14 protein-coding genes are annotated in these 19085 nt (G+C 45.4%); 11 read left to right on the forward strand and 3 right to left on the reverse strand.

Going from position 1 to position 19085, the window contains the following annotated elements:
* Positions 1-2 precede the first annotated feature (2 nt).
* The 8 genes from J4N37_RS04355 to J4N37_RS04390 are packed head-to-tail and all read left to right on the forward strand — an operon-like array spanning position 3 to position 10627.
* Positions 3-698 carry a substrate-binding periplasmic protein gene (locus tag J4N37_RS04355; protein WP_010446937.1) on the forward strand — a complete coding sequence of 232 codons (696 nt, stop codon included), beginning with the start codon at positions 3-5 and terminating at the stop codon, positions 696-698.
* 33 nt (positions 699-731) lie between these two features.
* Positions 732-1679 (forward strand): type VI secretion system-associated FHA domain protein, encoded by a 948-nt coding sequence (locus J4N37_RS04360; RefSeq protein WP_252041748.1) that lies wholly within the window; start codon positions 732-734, stop codon positions 1677-1679.
* Positions 1679-2146, forward strand: a complete 468-nt coding sequence (gene tssJ / locus J4N37_RS04365) for a type VI secretion system lipoprotein TssJ (protein WP_010446941.1) — start codon at positions 1679-1681, stop codon at positions 2144-2146. Before J4N37_RS04360 ends, tssJ begins: the two co-directional genes overlap by 1 nt.
* A gap of 2 nt (positions 2147-2148) precedes the next feature.
* Positions 2149-3465 (forward strand): type VI secretion system baseplate subunit TssK, encoded by a 1317-nt coding sequence (gene tssK / locus J4N37_RS04370; protein WP_029560942.1) that lies wholly within the window; start codon positions 2149-2151, stop codon positions 3463-3465.
* Positions 3466-3472: 7 nt separating this feature from the next.
* Positions 3473-4615, forward strand: coding sequence for a type IVB secretion system protein IcmH/DotU (icmH, locus tag J4N37_RS04375; RefSeq protein ID WP_010446946.1), 1143 nt, complete (start codon positions 3473-3475; stop codon positions 4613-4615).
* Position 4616: 1 nt separating this feature from the next.
* Positions 4617-8069, forward strand: a complete 3453-nt coding sequence (gene tssM, locus J4N37_RS04380; protein ID WP_252041749.1) for a type VI secretion system membrane subunit TssM — start codon at positions 4617-4619, stop codon at positions 8067-8069.
* 8 nt (positions 8070-8077) lie between these two features.
* Positions 8078-8710, forward strand: a complete 633-nt coding sequence (locus J4N37_RS04385; RefSeq protein ID WP_197697129.1) for a protein kinase domain-containing protein — start codon at positions 8078-8080, stop codon at positions 8708-8710.
* Positions 8711-8725: 15 nt separating this feature from the next.
* Positions 8726-10627, forward strand: a complete 1902-nt coding sequence (locus tag J4N37_RS04390) for a hypothetical protein (RefSeq protein WP_045392854.1) — start codon at positions 8726-8728, stop codon at positions 10625-10627.
* A 66-nt stretch (positions 10628-10693) separates the two neighbouring features.
* On the opposite strand, the gene J4N37_RS04395 is transcribed toward J4N37_RS04390, so the two are convergent.
* Complete coding sequence (locus J4N37_RS04395; RefSeq protein ID WP_171357967.1) at positions 10694-11659, reverse strand: GlxA family transcriptional regulator; 966 nt, start codon at positions 11657-11659, stop codon at positions 10694-10696.
* A gap of 412 nt (positions 11660-12071) precedes the next feature.
* Positions 12072-13379 (reverse strand): hemolysin family protein, encoded by a 1308-nt coding sequence (locus J4N37_RS04400; protein ID WP_252042103.1) that lies wholly within the window; start codon positions 13377-13379, stop codon positions 12072-12074.
* Between the two features lie 183 nt (positions 13380-13562).
* Between J4N37_RS04400 and J4N37_RS04405 the strand changes: the two genes are divergently transcribed.
* Positions 13563-14798: a DEAD/DEAH box helicase gene (locus J4N37_RS04405; protein ID WP_252041751.1), complete on the forward strand. Its 1236-nt coding sequence runs from the start codon at positions 13563-13565 to the stop codon at positions 14796-14798.
* Between the two features lie 97 nt (positions 14799-14895).
* On the opposite strand, the gene J4N37_RS04410 is transcribed toward J4N37_RS04405, so the two are convergent.
* On the reverse strand, positions 14896-16503 hold the full coding sequence (locus J4N37_RS04410; protein ID WP_252041752.1) for a BCCT family transporter: 1608 nt from the start codon (positions 16501-16503) through the stop codon (positions 14896-14898).
* Between the two features lie 412 nt (positions 16504-16915).
* On the opposite strand from J4N37_RS04410, the gene J4N37_RS04415 reads away from it, so the two are divergent.
* Both J4N37_RS04415 and J4N37_RS04420 read left to right on the forward strand, forming a co-directional pair.
* Complete coding sequence (locus tag J4N37_RS04415) at positions 16916-17578, forward strand: potassium channel family protein (protein ID WP_005437626.1); 663 nt, start codon at positions 16916-16918, stop codon at positions 17576-17578.
* Positions 17575-18942, forward strand: coding sequence for a TrkH family potassium uptake protein (locus J4N37_RS04420; RefSeq protein WP_252041753.1), 1368 nt, complete (start codon positions 17575-17577; stop codon positions 18940-18942). The genes J4N37_RS04415 and J4N37_RS04420 overlap by 4 nt, the downstream gene beginning before the upstream one ends.
* Positions 18943-19085 lie beyond the last annotated feature (143 nt).

Genomic DNA, 19085 nt, shown 5'->3' on the forward strand with positions numbered 1-19085 from the left:
CCATGATTCGTGTCGTTTTCATTGCCGTTATGTTGACCGTGCTTAGCCAACCTGCTTTGGCCTATCAGCGCCCTGAGCGGTTACTACTCGCAACCCAAGAATGGTTTCCTTATCAGTACCAAGAAAACGGGGAAATGAAAGGGCCGGGGATAGAACGAGTGAAGTGTGTCATGAGAGTGATGGACCAGCCGTATCAGCTCACGATGACTAAGTGGGATAGAGCTCAGCTCATGACAGAGGTTGGCTCACAACATGGTTTCTTCCTTGCGTCTCGTAACAGTAAGCGTGATGAGTATGCCGATTATTCTGCGCCACTTGATCAACAGAATTGGAGTTGGTTCTCGCTCTCTGATTCAACAGAGTTAGACAACGCTATGTTCAAATCTCAGGTCGAAGTTGCGGCACTATTTGGCTCAAATAAATGGTTTTGGCTACAGAAAAACGGTTACCGCGTGAGTAAAAAACCAAGGACGCCAAAAGCCCTCATTGAGTTAATGCTGAACGGGGAAGTCGGAGCGGTATTGGGCAATGACGCTGTCATTGACGAGACGATAAAAAAAATGGGTATCAGTTATCGAGCGATTTCTCGAACACGGGTCAAATCGAATCCATTGGGGGTGTATTTCTCCAAAGCATTTACTAAGAAATACCCCAACTTTCTAAATGAATTTAACGAGGCGGTTTCTCAGTGTCGTTAACTCCAAATATTGAATTTATTGAAGGTCAGTCAAATGCCTCTATCGATTAGAATTATTAGCTCTCCAGATGGTGAAAGCATCGCCCAATGGAATCAAGCATTTCCAGAAGATGGTGGAGATATCGGGCGTGCGTTTGGCGCGACGCTACAACTTAATGACGCAAGTCGTGAGATTTCAAGTACCCATGCGACGATTCGTAAGACCTCGCGTGGATACCAAATCATGGACAACAGCACTAATGGCCTTTACATCAATGGCTCTGATGCGCCTTTGGGCAATGGTAACCAATCGACATTAAGTGATGGTGATGTTCTTGATATTGGCCGTTACCGATTGCTGGTTTCTTGTTTCTTCCCTGAATCAGCGAAAGCGCAAACCCAGCAGCATCACTCTGATAGCTCTCGACTAGGTGATGATCCGTTTAGTGCTGAATCAACACCTTTTATTCAAAGTATTCCTGAAGTCGACGAAGCGCCAGAGTTCACCATCTCGGCAACAGATGTGGTGGGGGATGACCCATTTGCGAATGATGCTTCAGTTAAGCAAGAGCAAGCGCCTCACTTTAATCTTGATTTTCAGACGGATGAGGATGACCCGCTGAAAGACAGTGATTTTCGTGCGTCATTTCCAAACCATGAAGTGATGGCGCCTCCCTCTTTCGCTCAAGAAGAGTCACCAGTTAACCAATCTCAGTTTGCGGTTACTGAGTTTAAGAAGCATGAGCAGCGCTTACAGGAATGCACGGACAAAGCATTAGAAATGGCATTGGCAAGGTTGCTGTCTGACATTTCTCCGAATGCGATGGAGTCGATGTTTGATGATTTGTCGGGCAACGGCTTTTGGTCTCGTAAACCGAAGTACTGGGATATGTACAAACGCTATTTCAACCGACAAGTGGAGAATCGCGATTGGCAAATTAAGTTTCAAGCGTACTTCAGAGATGCAATGCGTATGCAAAAAAACTTCGAAGGGGATCAGTAATGGTACGTCGTTTATGCCTAATGTGTATCGCCCTTATGATGTCAGGGTGCAGTTTATGGAGCGATGAGCTGGTTGAGCCAAAACTGGTCGTTGATATTAAAGCTGCGACCAATATTAACCCTAATGTTGAAGGTAAGCCTTCTCCGGTAGAGCTCCGAATCTATCAATTGACGAATAATAATGCGTTTGAACTCTCTGATTTTATTCAAATTTATAATGATGACCAAGGCGTATTGAAGGCCGAGTTGGCCGTTTCTCGCCAGTTACCAAGCATTTTGCCGGGTGAAACTCGTCAGGAAATTATCCCACTTGGTAGTGGCGTTAAGTACATCGGTGTGATTGCGGGTTTTGCTGATTACAGAGAGGCGAAGAACAAGGTGATTTATAAGCCGCTAATTGTGAATTCAGCGGTTATCAGTATTGAAATTGATGGCATTAATCTGTCTGTGTCAGGGGAAGAAGAATAATAATGGATAATAATAAAGTCGTGTGGAGTGAGGGGATGTTCCTTTCCCCTCAGCACTTTCAACAGCAAGAGCGCTATGTTGAACATTTTACTCGCGAGTTCGCCGGACAAATTAGCCCTAATGCTTATGGATTGACCTCGCTAGAGCTTGACCGCTCGATGTTGAACATTGGTAAGGTTTCGGTGCGTCGTGCTAAAGGTATTTTCCCTGATGGAACGCCATTTGAAATTGAGCAAGCACTCGTGCTCGATGTGCCGAAAAATACCAGTCATAAGAAAGTGTATCTGGCCCTTCCGGTTTCAAGACCGGGCACTATTGATGTTGGAGAAGATGCGCGTCTTAGACACTCTTCACAAGAACACCCCGTTTACGATACCAGCCGAGAGCACAGTGACCCAGTTCAGTTAGAGCTAGCAACATTGAACATTCAGCTGCGTTTAGAAGGTGACGAGCTAAAAGATTTTGTATTGATATCCGTTGCTGAAATCAGTGAACACAAGTCTGAAGGTGTTGTTGTGTTGAACCAAGCATTCGTTCCCCAATGCTTGCAGTTTGCCGTATCTAGCTACCTAACCGATAACGTTGCTGATCTATTTGCACAAGTACAATACCGTTCCCGAGCGATACATACTCGTTTACAAGCGGAGTCCAGCAGTAAAAGCTATCAGTCGTTGATGCGTGACTACTTGTGGCTGCAAGTACTGGGTGCTTGGATGCCAAAGCTTGAACAATGGAGCCTAGATGGCTCGTTGCTGACACGTCACCTCTATTTAGAGTGCGTTTCGATGGCGGGGCAGATGCAGGGTTTAGAAGGGAAGATGCCAAAGTCTTTCCCAGCATGGAACCAAGATGCGCTATACAGCATTTTCTCGACCGTGTTTTCTGAGTTATTGGTGTTACTGCGTGAGGTTCAGATAGACAACGTATCAACATTGAACTGGGACAAACAGCTGTTCGTGAGCCGTCGCTTGCTACGCACACTGGTCGATGATCGCAGCCTATACAATCAAGGGCGCTTTGTGTTGGCCGTTTCCTCGTCTATCGGTGCTACTCGACTTAGTGAAGAGTTTCCTCGTGCTGCGAAGCTAGCAGGGAACAGTGATATTGCCGGTTTAGTACGTAATGCACTTTCAGGTGTTCCTTTGCGCCATCTTCCTTATGCACCTTCTGAGCTGAAGTCTTTGAATGACGCCGCTTACTTCGAAATCGATACTAAGTCTGAATTGTGGCAAGCGTTGATCAAACGTGATGAGGCGATCGCTCTTCATATTGATGAAAGAATTGATGATATCCACGTCGATTTTCATGTGATCAGGTAGGTAACGGATGGGCGGATTATTTAACGAAGAACCGACGGTTCAAATTCGACGAGTGACATCGACCGAATCACCTCAAAAGCAGCATCAGTTGCCACCCAAAGCGGACACTTCGGGTACAGAGCGATTGATTGAGAATCTTGCCATTTATGGTAGCCCTTTGATGAATGCGGCAACGGAACTGTTGGGTATTTTAGTGACGATTAAGCGTCAAGGTGCACCGAGAGACATCAACCGTTTTCGTCAAAAACTTTTGTACGCCATTGATGCGTTTCGTTTGCGTGGTCTGCACTTGGATTACCACCCAAGCGTGATTGAAAAAAGCTGCTTTGTGTTGTGCGCAGCATTTGATGAAGCTGTGCTGTACACCGCTTGGGGAGAGCGTGCCCGTTGGGAAAATCATTCGTTGTTGAGCAAGGTGTTTTCACAGCGCGATGGCGGAGAGGCCTTTTTTGTGTTGCTAGATAAGGCCAGCCAGCAGCCGAATAAACTTGTTGATTTTATTGAGCTTCAGTACGTGCTTTTGGCTTTGGGTTTCAAAGGGCGCTTTCGCCATGAAGACGAGAGCCAATTGCATGATATTACCGCTCGTGCGTACGGCCTCATTCGCCACTATCGCAGTGAAAGTCCTTTTCCGGTACCGCAAACACCAACGTTAATCGAAGGTAAACGCCCGTGGCTAATGATCAGTATGGGCAAAACGTTAGGCTTGGCTTGTTTGGTTCTGGCATCCGGGTATGGCTTTACTGAATATTGGTACAACAGCCGCGTGCAGCCGTTGTTGGCACAGTTTAGCGCGATCGATATGTCAGACGTTAACCTGAAGAAAAACAGCAGTGACTTAGTGTACTTAAGTTCCGATGCGGATTTGGGGCGACAGAGTGAAAGCCTAGAGGAAGAAACGGGAATGAAAGGAAAAGTGGTCACTCAGCAATGGGAGATCATTCTCGCGGTATTTTCTCGGGCGAGCGACGCACTTCGTTTATCGACAGAACTCAAACAAGCAGGCTATGAGTCTTTTACTCGTGAGACGGAACATGGTGTTGAGCTTTATCTTCACGCAGGTGACGACTTAAACACCATTCGTAAGTTGAAAAATGAACTCAATGTTCGCTTTGGTTTGAACGCCACGATTAAAAGAGCGCTGAAATAAGATGTTTAAAAAGATATTTTCTATTTTCTTGGTGATTACTGCCATTTTAGGGACGCTCGCATTTTGGATAACGGCATCAGAAGAGCAACCAGTCTGGATAAAGTGGGGAATGCTCGCTGTCACCGTCGTTATTGTCTTCTTTACATGTGTTTGGTGGTGGAAACAACGCAAGCTTAATCAAACAGAGAAAGAAGAGCATGATCAACACGTACTGCTTAAACAAGACACACGCGTGATCCAGCAGCTGTTTCGTATCGCAACGAAAAAGATACAAGGACAAGCTCGTAACAAGCTAGAAAGTCTTTACAGTCTGCCTTGGTACCTAGTTCTAGGTGGTGAAAAAGACGCGAAAAGTGCCATATTGCTACAGAATGGTTTTGAGCCAGTTAACGAGCGCTACTTGGATGAAAGTGATACGGAACAGTACCTACGCTTTTGGAGCAACGATAACGCAGTCGTTGTGGAAGTCGGCCATCGTATATTTGATAACGACGGTATTGACGAGTCGCTTTGGCAAGTACTGGCGAAGCAACTACTTAAATACCGTCCGAGGCAAGGGCTGAACGGCATTGTGACGGTTATTGGGTGTGATCGCCTAATGACAGGAGACAAAAAAGAACGCACTAGGCTCTCAGGCATCTATCAGGAGGCTGTGTTGTCGATGGGCGCAGAGCTTAGCTTAAACTTGCCTGTTTACGCCGCTTTCTCTAAAGCTGACTCGATTGCAGACTTCACTGGTTTCTTTGAGAGCTTCACTGCATGTGACTCAGAAAATCCTTTTGGTATCACCTTTGAGTGCGATGTTTCGCGCCGTTATGACAAACAGCAGTTTGAGGCAGAAAGCCACGCGTTGATTCAATCCATTGCGGGGCAGCAGTTTGAGTTACTGAGAAACGTCAGCAGTGACAAGTCGGGCTCTATAATCGCTTGGCCTTATCAGTTAAGAATTTTCCTAGAGCGGGTCAACGAGTTTTTGAGCGACATTGGTCGCGAGAACCGTGTCCGAGAAGCCGTATGGATCCGCGGCGCTTATTTAATGTCATCCGGACAAAAAGGCATTGAGCATGATCTACTAACGCAGGTTGTGGCCGAACGTGCTGAGTTCAACACCAATAACCAAGTTGAACAGCAGCCAAATCGTCGTGGTTTCTTTACTCAACGTTTGTTCAATAAGGTCATCTTGCCGGAGAAGAATATCGTCGGTGTCAATGAATGGCGTCATGCGGGTTATCTTGTATTTCGAACCGCTGTTTTAGTATCCGTAGTTGGGCTGATTTCTGTTGCAGGTCTGAAGTTACAGGAAAACTGGAATGTTGATGAAGATTGGCGCACAACGGCTCTATCTCAAATTCGTTTTTATCAAAACGATGTTCAAAAGCTGAGCAATGACAATTCTATGTCGGAGGTTGTGGCGGTATTAAGAGAACTTGGCGATGTGGTTGTTGAGGGCGTTCAACCTAAACCGTGGCATGAGAAAGTCAGTATTAAGCAAACAGATACGGCCGAGAGTGTTTACTCTGCTTATGAAAAACAGTTGCACCAGATAATGCTACCAAAGCTCGAAGAGCTGATCAGCAGCGAGCTGTATGTTTATGTGAACCTTGGTAATCCAAGCCGAATCTTTGAGATTTTGCGTTACTACCAGATGTTGTTTGACCGAGAGCAACTGAACTTTGCGGAACTACAAACTTACTTGCTTGATAACTTGAAAGACCAAGGTGAGCTTTCACCAGACGAGCTTTACTCTTTTTCTCTTTTAATCGAAGACTTGTTTAAAAGTCAGTACGACAAGCAGCTACAACCGAACCTAGACCTTATAGCTGTTGCAACGAACAACCTTGAAGGCTTGTCACCAGAGCGACTGATTTATGCGCGTATTAAAGAGATGCCAGAGTACCGTACTCAAGTGGATCTCCGAAGCCAGCTCGGTGAGAAGTTCGATAGCTTGTTTGAATTTACTAATGATTTCCATGGCTATCTGATCCCTGAAATCTTTACTAAGCAGGGCTACAGCCAAATTGATTTGACGGCAAAGTCGCCTCTGCTTAGAAGCTTGATGAGCGAGTTTAAAGCGATTCAAGGTGATATGTCTGGCGCATCAGTCATTGAGCTTAGAGAACTGAGCAAACAGGTTCAACGTCTGTATTTTGCTGATTACATCTACTACTGGAAAGACCTAGTCAACAACATTCAAATCAAACAGTTTGGCGATGCTTCGGTACTTAGCTATGCGCTAAGAAACACACGTTCTCCGGCTACGAGTCCACTACTTGATGTATTAGATGCGGTTGTGGTGAACACAACATTGGCTGTCGCCGATCAACCGGATACGAAAGGACAGAAGCGTGCAGCCGGTCAACTAGGACTGAAGAAAGCGAAAAAGGTGTTGAACAAAGCCGACAAAGTGAATCGAGCAGTTGGCGATAACCTGTTGAGGCTGCAACCTTCATTCGTCGTAAATGAAGCATTTTTGCCTTTTTCTAGGTTTGTGAATGGGAATGGTAAAGACAAGGATACACCACTGGAGCAGTTGATCGTTCAAGTTGATGAGGTTAACTCGTTTTTCGATGCCGCATTGTCTAGTTCAAACCCCGGTAAATCATTCCATGCTTATGCCATCGCCCATGCGCAAGGTAGTAGCGACCCTATCGTGAACTTCCGTCAAGCAGGCAGCAAGGCTCCGAACATCGTCGCGTCTTGGACGAAGAGTCTCAGTGAACAAGTGTGGAAACAAGTGGTGAATGGCAGCGTGGTGTATCTAAATACACAGTGGGATGAGCAAGTTTACCAGTTTTATGTGTCTGCCATTGAAGGGCGATTCCCATTTGATCAACATGGTCGTGGAGAAGTGAGCTTAGATGACTTTTCTCAATTCTTTAAACCAAGTGGCCGTGTGGCTCGCTACATAGAAGAAACCTTGAAGCCGTTTGTTTACTGGGATAACGGCAGGCTCAAGCTAAACGAAGTTGACGGCCTAACGCTACCAATAAACTCAAACACTCGTAAGCAACTTGAATTAGTTCAAAAGCTGAGTGGCATTTTCTTTGGTTCTTCAGGGGATGATCTTGGGTTAAGGCTTGAAGTAAAAGCGAGCTCAATGAGTACCGACGTGACGGAATTCCGCCTACGAGAGGCTGAAACGATTTACGACTACAAACATGGTCCAAGAGTGTGGCGCGAGATAACTTGGCCAACCGCAGGAGTGGATGGCTATTTGAGTGCAGAATTCTACAGCGGTCAGAATCGAGTCGCACAACAATCATTTACCGGTCAGTGGGCGTTGTTGCGCGCTATTTTTGCGAACAAGAGCAGTGCTACATCGAGCCGCTTGATTCGTAAGCTCAACTACAAAATTAACCAAAACAACATCGTATTGGATTACACGCTGCGTGATTCCAATCAACCATTGGATAAATCTTTATTTGTTCAATTCTCGTTGCCTAAGCAGCTTTAAGGTTGTCGATGTTGAAAGCAGTGATTGAACCGCAGGAACGAGTGTGTTGCCAAGTTTTGGCGACTCACTCCCGTGTGCACGAAATCAGTAACGACTTGACCCACTACACTAAGCATTTTGATTCGGCAGAGAGCCTGCAAAGAGAATGGGTTGCTTTGCAAGAGTGTCAGGGTGCTCAAATACAAAAAGTAGTGGATGTCGACTGGAGCAAATTGCAGCTAACGCTGGACTTTGATCAAAGTGCGATACCGCTGATTGAGTTTGAGCCTAAGGATCTAGCGTTATTTGCTTCGCTTTTGCCTAGTGTGGTTCAGGCGATCAAACACTGTCATAGCAAGGGGTGGGTACATGGCGATATCAAGCCATCTAACCTGCTTTATGTGCCTCAATTACAACATATTCGATTGATCGATTTCGGTGCCAGTTGTCGGACTGGAACTTCTCGGGAAGCACTCTCCGAGTGGCAAGCAACGCCTATGTTTGCTTCGCCAAATCAAAAGGGTGGGGAAGGTCTGGTCGAAACGGGGGACGACTGGTTTTCACTGATTAAAATCATCGATCAGGTCATGCCATGTGCGCATGACTACTCAATAAACTCAACGCTTATCCAGTGGCGAAAAGCCCTGAGCCTTGAGATTTAGATAGAAGGAAAGCTAATGAATAAAAAACAGCTTGCTGCGGCCAATCTCGACTTCGATGTGTCATCAATCAAAGGGACGGATGGAAAATTAATCCCTAACTTAGGATGCGCGATAGAAATTGAGCAATGGTTGAAAAAACTGTCTCTCGCATGCGGGAGAAGGCACTCGAACAGAGCCTTACCTTATTTAGAAAAAGCGATAGATGTTATCTATTCTGAGGTTGAGGCGGAATTGTATCGCCAGTCGGGAAACAACAGTAGCGCCTACGAAGCTAGCGCAGTGACTAAGCATCCAGTATGGCAGTTTTTTGTAGAACGAGTGACGAAAAAGTTTGGTAGTGTCGTTAAGGTGATTCAACCACACCGTTCACCAACGGAATCTGTCCGTTCGAAACTGATTAACCGTACTTTCTTCCAAATGCTGCATAACAAGCATGAAGTTTTGAAGCGTTCTCATAGCAGTATCTTAGCATCCGGTGAGCTTGGCCAAGCCAAGGTGGAAATTCTTGATGCGCAAGTTAATGCTTTGCGAGATGCTTACTTTAATCATGCAAAATGCAATGCTGAACTTTGGCCTGCTATCAATGATCTGTTCCAAAAAGGAAATACCCGCTCTGTTGAGGGCAAAGTAAACCTTGAAGACGGTTCACTGACATTTGAAGCCTCACAAGCACTATTTGCCGAAGCAAAAGTCGAGTTTGAAAAAACTTGGGACTTCGGAAAAATGAAAAACCAAATCAAAGCATCCGCTGAAATTGGTGCCCGTGAGAGCAGCAAATTTAGTGCTCATGCTAAATTTGGACAAGGTGGTGCTGCTGGTTTCCGCGAGAAGAAGCTTGGAGAGGAAGCAGGTAAGAAGACCAGTACGAAGTTCACTCTAGATAAGTCACCAGGTAAAGCTTGGGAGACTAATAAAAAAGAGGAAGCGGACGACGGATCGTTTGCTGCAATGCAACTGATACCGGGTATTGATTTAGAAATTGATGCGGTACTTGCTGCTCAAATGGGTATGAAGCTAACGGTCTCTCACGAGCTTTCTGTGGCCGAGTTTATGGCCCTAAAGAGTGAAGGTGAGCTATTTGTTGGTGCGACCGCTAAAGTGCAATTTACCAGCACACTAAACAGTGCCAATATCTTTGCCGGTGATGAAGTCATTAAAACTAAAATTGGTGCAAGTGCCTTTGTTGGTGCTAAGGCTAGTGGAACAAGCACTTTTACCCTGAAAGCTCGCGGCATGAATATGTTGTCTGGTAGTGTGACTGGTTCTGCGTCAGTTGGCTTGGGCGCATCCGCTGCTTTGGAAGCCATTGTTAAAGGCTCTGGAGACTTCACATTTAAAGCGGGTGCAGGTGCAACGATGGGGGTAGGAACCAACGTAGAGTTTGGAACTATGGTTAACCCGATGCTACTCAAAGTGCTGCTGTGGGATTCGTTTGGTAAGCACCTACGTTCGAAGCAGACTAAACGTAGAACGGGCATTAAATACAACAGAAACGTTAACCAGGTTGCATTGAGTCGTTGTGAAGAGAGCATCATGTCGTCGTTGAACATGATAGAAGCGGACTACCGAGTCTTAGCGGAAGAGATCTGGCGTATTCCAACTTTTACCAACATGTCTACGAAGGATGAAGTCACCACGATGCATGATCGTATCGCTAGTCCTGATAGAAATGTGATGGATAAGTACCTAGAAACGCTTGGCGTCAATGATGCTATCAATATGAGCCCTGAGGACATTACTCAAGCCGCTGTTGATATTGATAATCAAGCGCGCTTTAATCAATCGCAAGAGAGGCTTCTAAAGCAAGCGAAGAAAGCGGCTTCGAAGAGAGGAACTAAATCACTCTCTGGTGGGCTAGCTTTAGCAGGAATGAATGTTATGAATCCAACGATGGGATTACTAGCGGTCAAACCTTAATAACTAAGCTAAACAACCAAGAATGGCGGGATGTCCCGCCATTCTTGATATTGCTATAAGTCAAACTTAATGTTGATACCTTTTGCGATATTCTAGCGGAGTCATATCCACAAACTTCTTAAACAACTCTCTAAAGTAACGCACATCTTCATATCCAACGACTCTAGAAATTTCCTCGACAGTCTGTTTGGTCGTTTCTAATTTATCTTTCGCTGCTGAAAGACGAATCTGTTGAATATACTGTATCGGTGTCTGTCCCGTTGCCAGTTTAAATCTGCGTTTCATTTGTCTTTCGCTCAAATGAATACGTTCACTTAACTCAAATACAGAAAACTGTAAGCTATGATGATTATGCATCCAGTCCTGCAACTGATGAATAAGAGCATCACTGTGCTGACGATATGGGAGAAATTTTGCCAATGATTGTTGCTGCACTTTATCGGTATTGCCAAAAATATGCTGCTGGCATCTATCACGTACAGATAAACCAAATAATTGCTCCACGACGAGCATCATGACGTCATTGTAGCCGTTGGTGCATGAGGTACAATAATAATTTCCGTCACAGGTCACTTTTCTCTCAACACGCAATTTTGTATCGGGATACATATCTCGAAATAGGTTAGCGTAACGCCAGTGTGTTGTTGCATTTCGCTTAGAAAGTAAATTAGCTTTAGCTAACGCAAATGATCCTGTACTAATAGAAATAATGGGGATATCTGTATCTGCAAAATCCTCTAACCACTTAAGCGCTTTCTCTGAACAGGCAGTCAGCTCGCTATCAGGTTCTCCCAAAGATCCTATCAGTAAGATATCCGTACTTTTAATGCTCTCTATTTTTGCTGTAGGAGTGAGAGTTATTCCTCCATGTGCAACAACAGGATTATTGTCCTGGGTTACGATATTAATTTCAGGAGGAGTGACCCCTGCAAGGTAGGCTGCTGTAGTCAACACTTCAATTGGCCCAGTAATTGAAGTGGCCGGCCCCCCGGGAAATGCAAGCGCAGTTAAAGTTATGGTCGTTTGTTCCATAAAACGCCTTTGTATAGTGATAGCTATCGTTAAGGCTCTGCGACCATTAATTCAATTCCTTTTGGATCGATATCTATTCTTATGGTTATTTTTTTAAATTAAATAAGGTCCGTCTTTATTTTAGTTAATTCTTATTTAGCCAGAAGTGGCCATAATTATAGAACGTTATTATATTTGTAAAATTTCGTATTGCTACAAATAAATTTTTGAGTGTTTGAAATGGGAGTGGTGATTATTAGTAGATAAGTAGGAGGAGTAGATAACTACTAACAGATAAAAAGCAAAGTAAGGGAGGGAAATATTTTTGATGCCCAGCTGGATAATAAGTACATTTATAATTATGAGATCGCATTCTTTATCTAATCTCTACGACCTCATAATATTTACTGTAAGTCACAATGAGTTTTTAAGCCTATTCTTTCACTTTTGTCACTTTAACTTGCATAATACGATTGCTTTTTACGTGCAGAATTTCAAACCGCCAGTATTGATATGTCATGATTTCTCCTTGAGTGGGTACACGACCAATTAACCACGTCAAAAAGCCGTTTAAGGTTTGAAAACCTTCGCTCTCTTCTCCTTCAATGGTATTGAGCTCAAGCTTGTATTTCAGCTCGTTAAGCGGGATAAGCGCATCCATCAACCAACTGTCATCTTTTTGCTTTTTCGCCCAGACATGCTGGGGTGCCATACCTAATTCACCGGCGATGGATTTGAGTAAATCGTGGTGAGTCACTAAGCCTTGCACATCTCCATACTCATCGACAATGAAGACCATTTCTGTACTGGTTTGCTGCATGTAATTGAGCAGCGGTAAGCCTTTCATAGACTCTGGTACAAAGCGTGAACGTTTGAGCAACTTGGCCAAGCGAGAAATCGACAGCTCGTCATATTCATCCAACAAGACCTTGGAAGAAATCGTACCTATGATGTTATCCAGCCCGCCTTTACACACTGGCCAAACGGAATGCTGCGTTTGGCGCAAGTTTCTAAGCGTTTCTTCAAGGGGTAAATCGAGGTCGAGGTAATGCATATCGCAGCGAGGCGTCATCAGCGAAAGCGCAAGGCGATCATTAAGGTGCAGTAAATTGCGAATCATCAGTTGTTCTTGCGGTTCGATAGCGCCGCATTCAGACCCTTCGCTCATCACGGCAAAAATGTCTTCCTCTGTGACGACTTCCCCTGTGTTGTTCTGACGCAATAGCTTGAGTAAAGCATCGGTCGATAAGGTCAGCAATAGAACAAACGGCGTGGTCAGTTTGGCTAACCAATGAATAGGGTAGGCAACGATAACGGCAATGCGCTCGGCATTGTTCTGAGCAAAGCGTTTTGGGACCAATTCGCCTATCACAATGGCGAAGTAGGTGATGACGACAACGACAATCGCGGTTGCGAGTACAGTTGCAACTTCGCGCTCAATACCTTGAGTCACGAGCCAGTGTTTAAACGGAACCGAAAGCGTAGCTTCACCAAAGATACCGCTAAGGATACCGATCACTGTGATGCCGATTTGGATAGTAGAGAGGAATTGCGTGGGATTATTTTTCAGTTGTAGAGCGAGGCGGGCAGAAGCGCTGTGTTCGGCAAACTTTTTCAGTCGGCCGCTTTTGGCGGTGACTAACGCAATCTCAGACATGGCAAACACGCCATTGAGAGCGATTAATCCAACCAGTAATAAAATGTCCATGAAGTTTTCCAGTGATGCACACGCTAGCAGCATAACGAGCTTTGCAGGAGAGAAACGTGAAGTGGCGAATAATTCATCACGCTGTAACAATGAAATACGTAATGAAAAGGATAGAATTTGATTATCGAACCTGCTTTTGCCTACGCGATGATTGATTCTGTTACTTAGGGCGGATTCTGATACACTACGCGCCCATTTCTTCGTTGAGACGTTTCTATGCCATTTTCTAAGCTTGGTTTAAGCGCTCCTATCACAGATGCTGTGAAGGCGCTGGGTTATGAAAAACCGACTTCTATCCAACAAAAAGCCATTCCAATTGTTCTGCGTGGTAGCAACCTGATTGCCGCAGCACAAACCGGTACGGGTAAAACTGCCAGCTTTGTATTGCCAATCTTAGAAAAACTGAGCCAAGGTGAAACGCAACGTAAAAAGCGTGCACGTGCGATCATCCTAACGCCAACCCGTGAGCTTGCTCTTCAAGTTCACCAAAGCATTGAGGCCTACAGCAAGAACCTGTCACTTCGTTCTATGGCGATGTTTGGTGGTGTGGATTACGCACCGCAGAAACAAGCGTTGATCGAAGGTGTCGACATTGTGGTGAGCACGCCGGGACGTTTGATTGACCTATACGGCCAACGCGCGATCCATTTTGATGAAGTAGAAATGCTGGTTCTGGACGAAGCCGACAAAATGTTGGATATGGGCTTCATCGATTCAATCGATAAGATCGTCGATTGCATGCCAGAAGACATTCAAAGCTTGTTGTTCTCTGCGACGCTATCTAACCCAGTGCGTGATTTGGCGAAGAACGCGATTGTCGATCCTGAAGAAATTTCGATCGCGAAACACAGTGCATCGAAATCAAACATCAAGCAGTGGATCACTACAGTCGATAAAGACATGAAGTCTTCACTATTAAGCCACATGCTGAACGAGAACGACTGGTCACAAGTATTAGTATTCATCGAAACTAAGCACGGCGCAGCGAAACTGGTTACTCAGTTAGAGAAGCGCGGCATTGTGGCAGAAGCGTTCCACAGTGGTCGTAACCAACGCGTTCGCCAAGAGCTGATTGAACAGTTTAAAGCGGGTGAAATTCAATACTTGGTTGCAACGGGTGTTGCCGCACGCGGTATCGATATCGACAACTTGCCAGTGGTGATCAACTACGATTTGCCGTTCCCAGCAGATGAATACGTACACCGCATTGGTCGTACTGGCCGTGCTGGCGCTCAGGGTGAAGCGATCTCATTGGTATCGAAAGATGACTTCAAAAATCTGTGCATGATTGAAAGCCGTCTTGGCCATTTGCTAGAGCGTGTAGAAATTGAAGGTTTTGCACCAAGAAAACCAGTGCCGATTTCTATCTTGAACTACGTGCCGAAGAACAAGCGTAAACCGCAAGATCAGCGTCCTCGTCGTGACGACGGTGATAAGCGCAACGCGAAGTAATTACGCTTGAACCCTAGCGTATAAACTTGAATAAAAAAGAAGCCGCATTTGAATGCGGCTTCTTTGTTTTTCGCTTTAGTATATAGTGCAGTTCAGTTTAGCTCGCCTTAGCTTTGGCTAAACGTTGCTGAACATATTGAGGCTCAGTGCGCATGCCCATCACCAAGCTCACACACATCACTAATAGAATGATGGTAAAAGGTAAGCCGGTTGAAATCGTACCTGCTTGCAGGGCTTGAATCGCTTCTGTCCCGCCAATCCAAAGTAGCACCGCTGCAATTGCACCTTCTACGCTTGCCCAGAAAATACGTTGTGGAACGGGCGCATCGACTTTACCGCCAGCGGTAATACTATCAACAACCAGTGATGCAGAATCTGAAGACGTGATAAAGAACACCATGATCAAAACGATAGAGATAACCGATAGCACAGTGCTCATTGGCATCGCTTCGTATGCGTAGAACAGAGACAGCGTAATGTCTGTTAGGCCGTTTGTGCCCAGCTCACCGACTTTATTCATGACTTGCTCAATCGCGATTCCGCCAAATGCTGACATCCAAATCAAAGTAATAGTGGTTGGAATCAAGATAACTGCGGTAATGAACTCGCGTACGGTACGACCTTTAGAGACGCGCGCAATAAACATACCGACACATGGTGACCATGAAATCCACCACGCCCAGTAGAATACCGTCCAGCCGTGCATCCAAGCTTCGTCTTCACGACCATAAGGGTTGCTCAGTGGAAGAATGTTTTCTACGTATCCCATCAGTGTGGTTGGGAGCGTGCTCAATGCTGCGGCAAGGCCAGCCAGAATCACGAACACTAGTAGAGCAAATGCAACAGTGAGGTTGATGTTACTCAATACCTTTACGCCGCCATCAATACCGCGCACAACAGAGAAAATTGCCAGAGTGGTTACGAAGGCGATGACCGCCAACTGCATACCCAAGCCACTTTCGATACCAAATACATGGCCCAAACCACTTGCCGCTTGTTGTGCACCCAGACCAAGAGAAGTCGCGAGACCAAACAAGGTTGCCAGTACGGCCAACACATCGATCACGTGACCAAACCAACCCCAAGTGCGATCGCCTAAAATAGGGTAGAACACGGAGCGAATAGACAGCGGCAAACCTTTGTTAAAGGCGAAGAAGGCCATAGAGAGTGCAACCACTGCGTAAATTGCCCAAGGATGTAGACCCCAGTGGAACATGGTTGCGCCTAACGCAACTTGTTTGGCTTCTTCGGTAAATGGCGTTACGCCAAGTGGTGTTTCATACCAACCGGTAAAGTAGGCGACTGGTTCTGCGACGCCCCAAAACATCAAACCGATACCCATGCCCGCGGCAAACAACATAGCAATCCACGAGATGTTCGAGTGCTCAGGTTTGGCATCTTCACCGCCAATACGGATCTTACCAAAAGGAGAAAAAACAAGACCGATACAGAAGATCAGAAAGATATTGCCAGCCCACATGAAGAGATCATCAAAAGAACCGATGATCTGCCATTTGACGCCATCAAGGGCAGCTTTTGCCGTGGCAGGATCGACTAAAAGAAGTGCGATTAAAAAAACAATGATCAGACCCGCGCTAGTACCAAAAACAGGGTTGTGAACATCAAAGCCCCATTTTTGTACGTTGTCTTGGCCGACCGTATAGTCAGTATTCTCGATACTGTACTTATCCTTAGTTGTAGACATCATCCCTCTCAAACTACTTAGAGTACAAACTAATTTGTCGGCGCGCACTATAACAAAACTCAGATTAAATGGCTAATTTGCTGATTAATAGATCAGTAATGTCAGTTTTTATGCATATAAAAAGCAAAGAACACGAAATAATTTTTGGTGTGGATAAGCAAGCTGCACAAATCATTTGTCAAAAAAATGCATCGATAAATTTGTCGATAGGTGAAGTGTGAAGTCCGTGGCTATTCTTTTGATTTAATTGCCAATAATCAGGAAAACTTGAGAGATGTGTCTTACGCTTTACACAGATCGTACGCGAAGGTTTGAGTTAGGGTTTTGTCAATTTTTTGTCGTCTTGTTTGCAGATGATGAGGAATAGGCGCAGACTTTCGCGCCTGCTATTCAACGCATAAATGAGGCACGAATGAAAACTGGTGATAAGCAATTTGCTGTAATTGGCTTGGGTCGTTTTGGCTTGGCCGTTTGTAAAGAACTGCAGGATTCCGGTTCACAAGTTTTGGCGGTAGACGTTAATGAAGACCGTGTGAAAGAAGCGGCAGGATTTGTTAGCCAAGCCATCGTGGCGAACTGTACTCAAGAAGATACGGTAGCTGAATTAAAACTCGACGATTATGACATGGTCATGATCGCCATTGGTGCCGATGTGAATGCCAGCATCCTCGCAACGCTGATCGCAAAAGAGGCGGGTGTGAAATCGGTTTGGGTAAAAGCGAACGACCGCTTCCAAGCCCGAGTGCTGCAAAAAATCGGCGCAGACCACATCATCATGCCTGAGCGTGATATGGGTATTCGTGTTGCACGTAAGATGCTCGATAAACGTGTTCTTGAGTTTCACCCACTAGGCAGCGGCTTGGCGATGACAGAGTTTGTTATCGGTTCTCGTTGGATGGGTAAAACCTTGGGCGATTTGGCTTTGTGTAAAGTCGAAGGCGTACAGGTACTTGGCTTTAAGCGCGGCCCAGAAATCACTAAAGCACCTGATTTAAATTCAACGCTAGAAATCGGCGACCTCATCATTGTCGTTGGTCCTCAAGACAAACTTGCGAGCAAGTTGAAATCACTATGAAGCAATTTCATCAGAGAGGCGTTTTTTACGTCCCAGATGGCAAGCGAGATAAAGCGAAAGGCGGTGAGCCGCGCATTATATTGCTGAGCTTTCTCGGTGTGTTATTGCCTTCTGCTGTACTGCTTACTTTGCCTATATTTTCTGTTACCGGCTTATCACTGACGGATGCGTTGTTTACTGCAACGTCAGCCATCAGTGTGACGGGGCTTGGCGTGGTAGACACGGGCCAACATTTCACATTGGCGGGCAAAATCCTGTTGATGTTTTTGATGCAAGTGGGTGGGTTAGGGCAAATGACCCTTTCAGCCGTTTTGCTATACATGTTTGGTGTGCGGTTAAGTCTGCGCCAACAAGCACTTGCGAAGGATGCATTAGGCCAAGATCGCCAAGTGAACTTGCGTAAGTTAGTGAAGAAAATAGTCATCTTTGCCCTGATTGCAGAGGCAATTGGCTTTATCTTTCTATCGTTCCGTTGGGTTCCAGAAATGGGTTGGCAAACAGGCATGTTCTATGCGCTGTTCCACTCTATCTCGGCCTTCAACAACGCGGGCTTTGCGCTCTTCTCCGATAGCATGATGAGCTTTGTTAATGACCCAGTGGTTATCTTTACGCTGGCGGGCTTGTTCATTTTTGGCGGTTTGGGTTTTACGGTCATCGGTGATTTGTGGCTGCATTGGCGCAGAGGTTTCCACTTCTTGCACCTGCATACCAAAATCATGCTGATTGCCACACCAGCATTACTCGCTGTGGGCACAATCATGTTCTGGTTATTGGAAAGACACAATTCAAATACGATGGAGTCTCTACCAGTTGCGGGGCAGTGGCTCGCAGCCTTCTTCCAATCAGCCAGTGCGCGTACTGCGGGTTTCAACAGTGTCGATTTGGCACAGTTCACTCAACCAGCGTTACTGGTAATGATTGTATTGATGCTTATCGGTGCGGGTTCTACCTCAACCGGTGGTGGTATTAAGGTATCGACCTTTGCTGTGGCATTCATGGCAACGTGGGCATTCTTGCGTCAGAAGAAACACGTGGTGATCTTCAAACGCACTGTGAACTGGCAGACGGTAACTAAATCGTTGGCGATCATTGTGGTCAGTGGCGCTATCTTAACAACCGCGATGTTCTTACTTATGATCACTGAGAAAGCGGCCTTTGATAAGGTGATGTTTGAAACCATCTCAGCTTTTGCAACCGTAGGTTTGACTGCGGGTCTGACGGCAGAACTGTCTGAGCCGGGTAAATACATCATGATTGTGGTGATGATCATCGGACGTATTGGACCTTTGACGTTGGCGTATATGCTAGCGCGTCCTGAACCAACGTTGATCAAGTACCCAGAAGACAATGTCTTAACGGGTTAGGTTGAGAGAGCCAGTAACGCACTGTGAACAAGCGAGAGAATGTCACCATGATGTCTCTCGCTTTCTTATAGCGAACGTGTAGTGACACTCAAAAAATAGTCAATGTATTTGAAAGGTATTTAACTTTATAAATAATTGGTTAC

The sequence above is a fragment of the Vibrio sp. SCSIO 43153 genome (genome assembly GCF_023716625.1).
GTDB lineage: Bacteria > Pseudomonadota > Gammaproteobacteria > Enterobacterales > Vibrionaceae > Vibrio > Vibrio rotiferianus.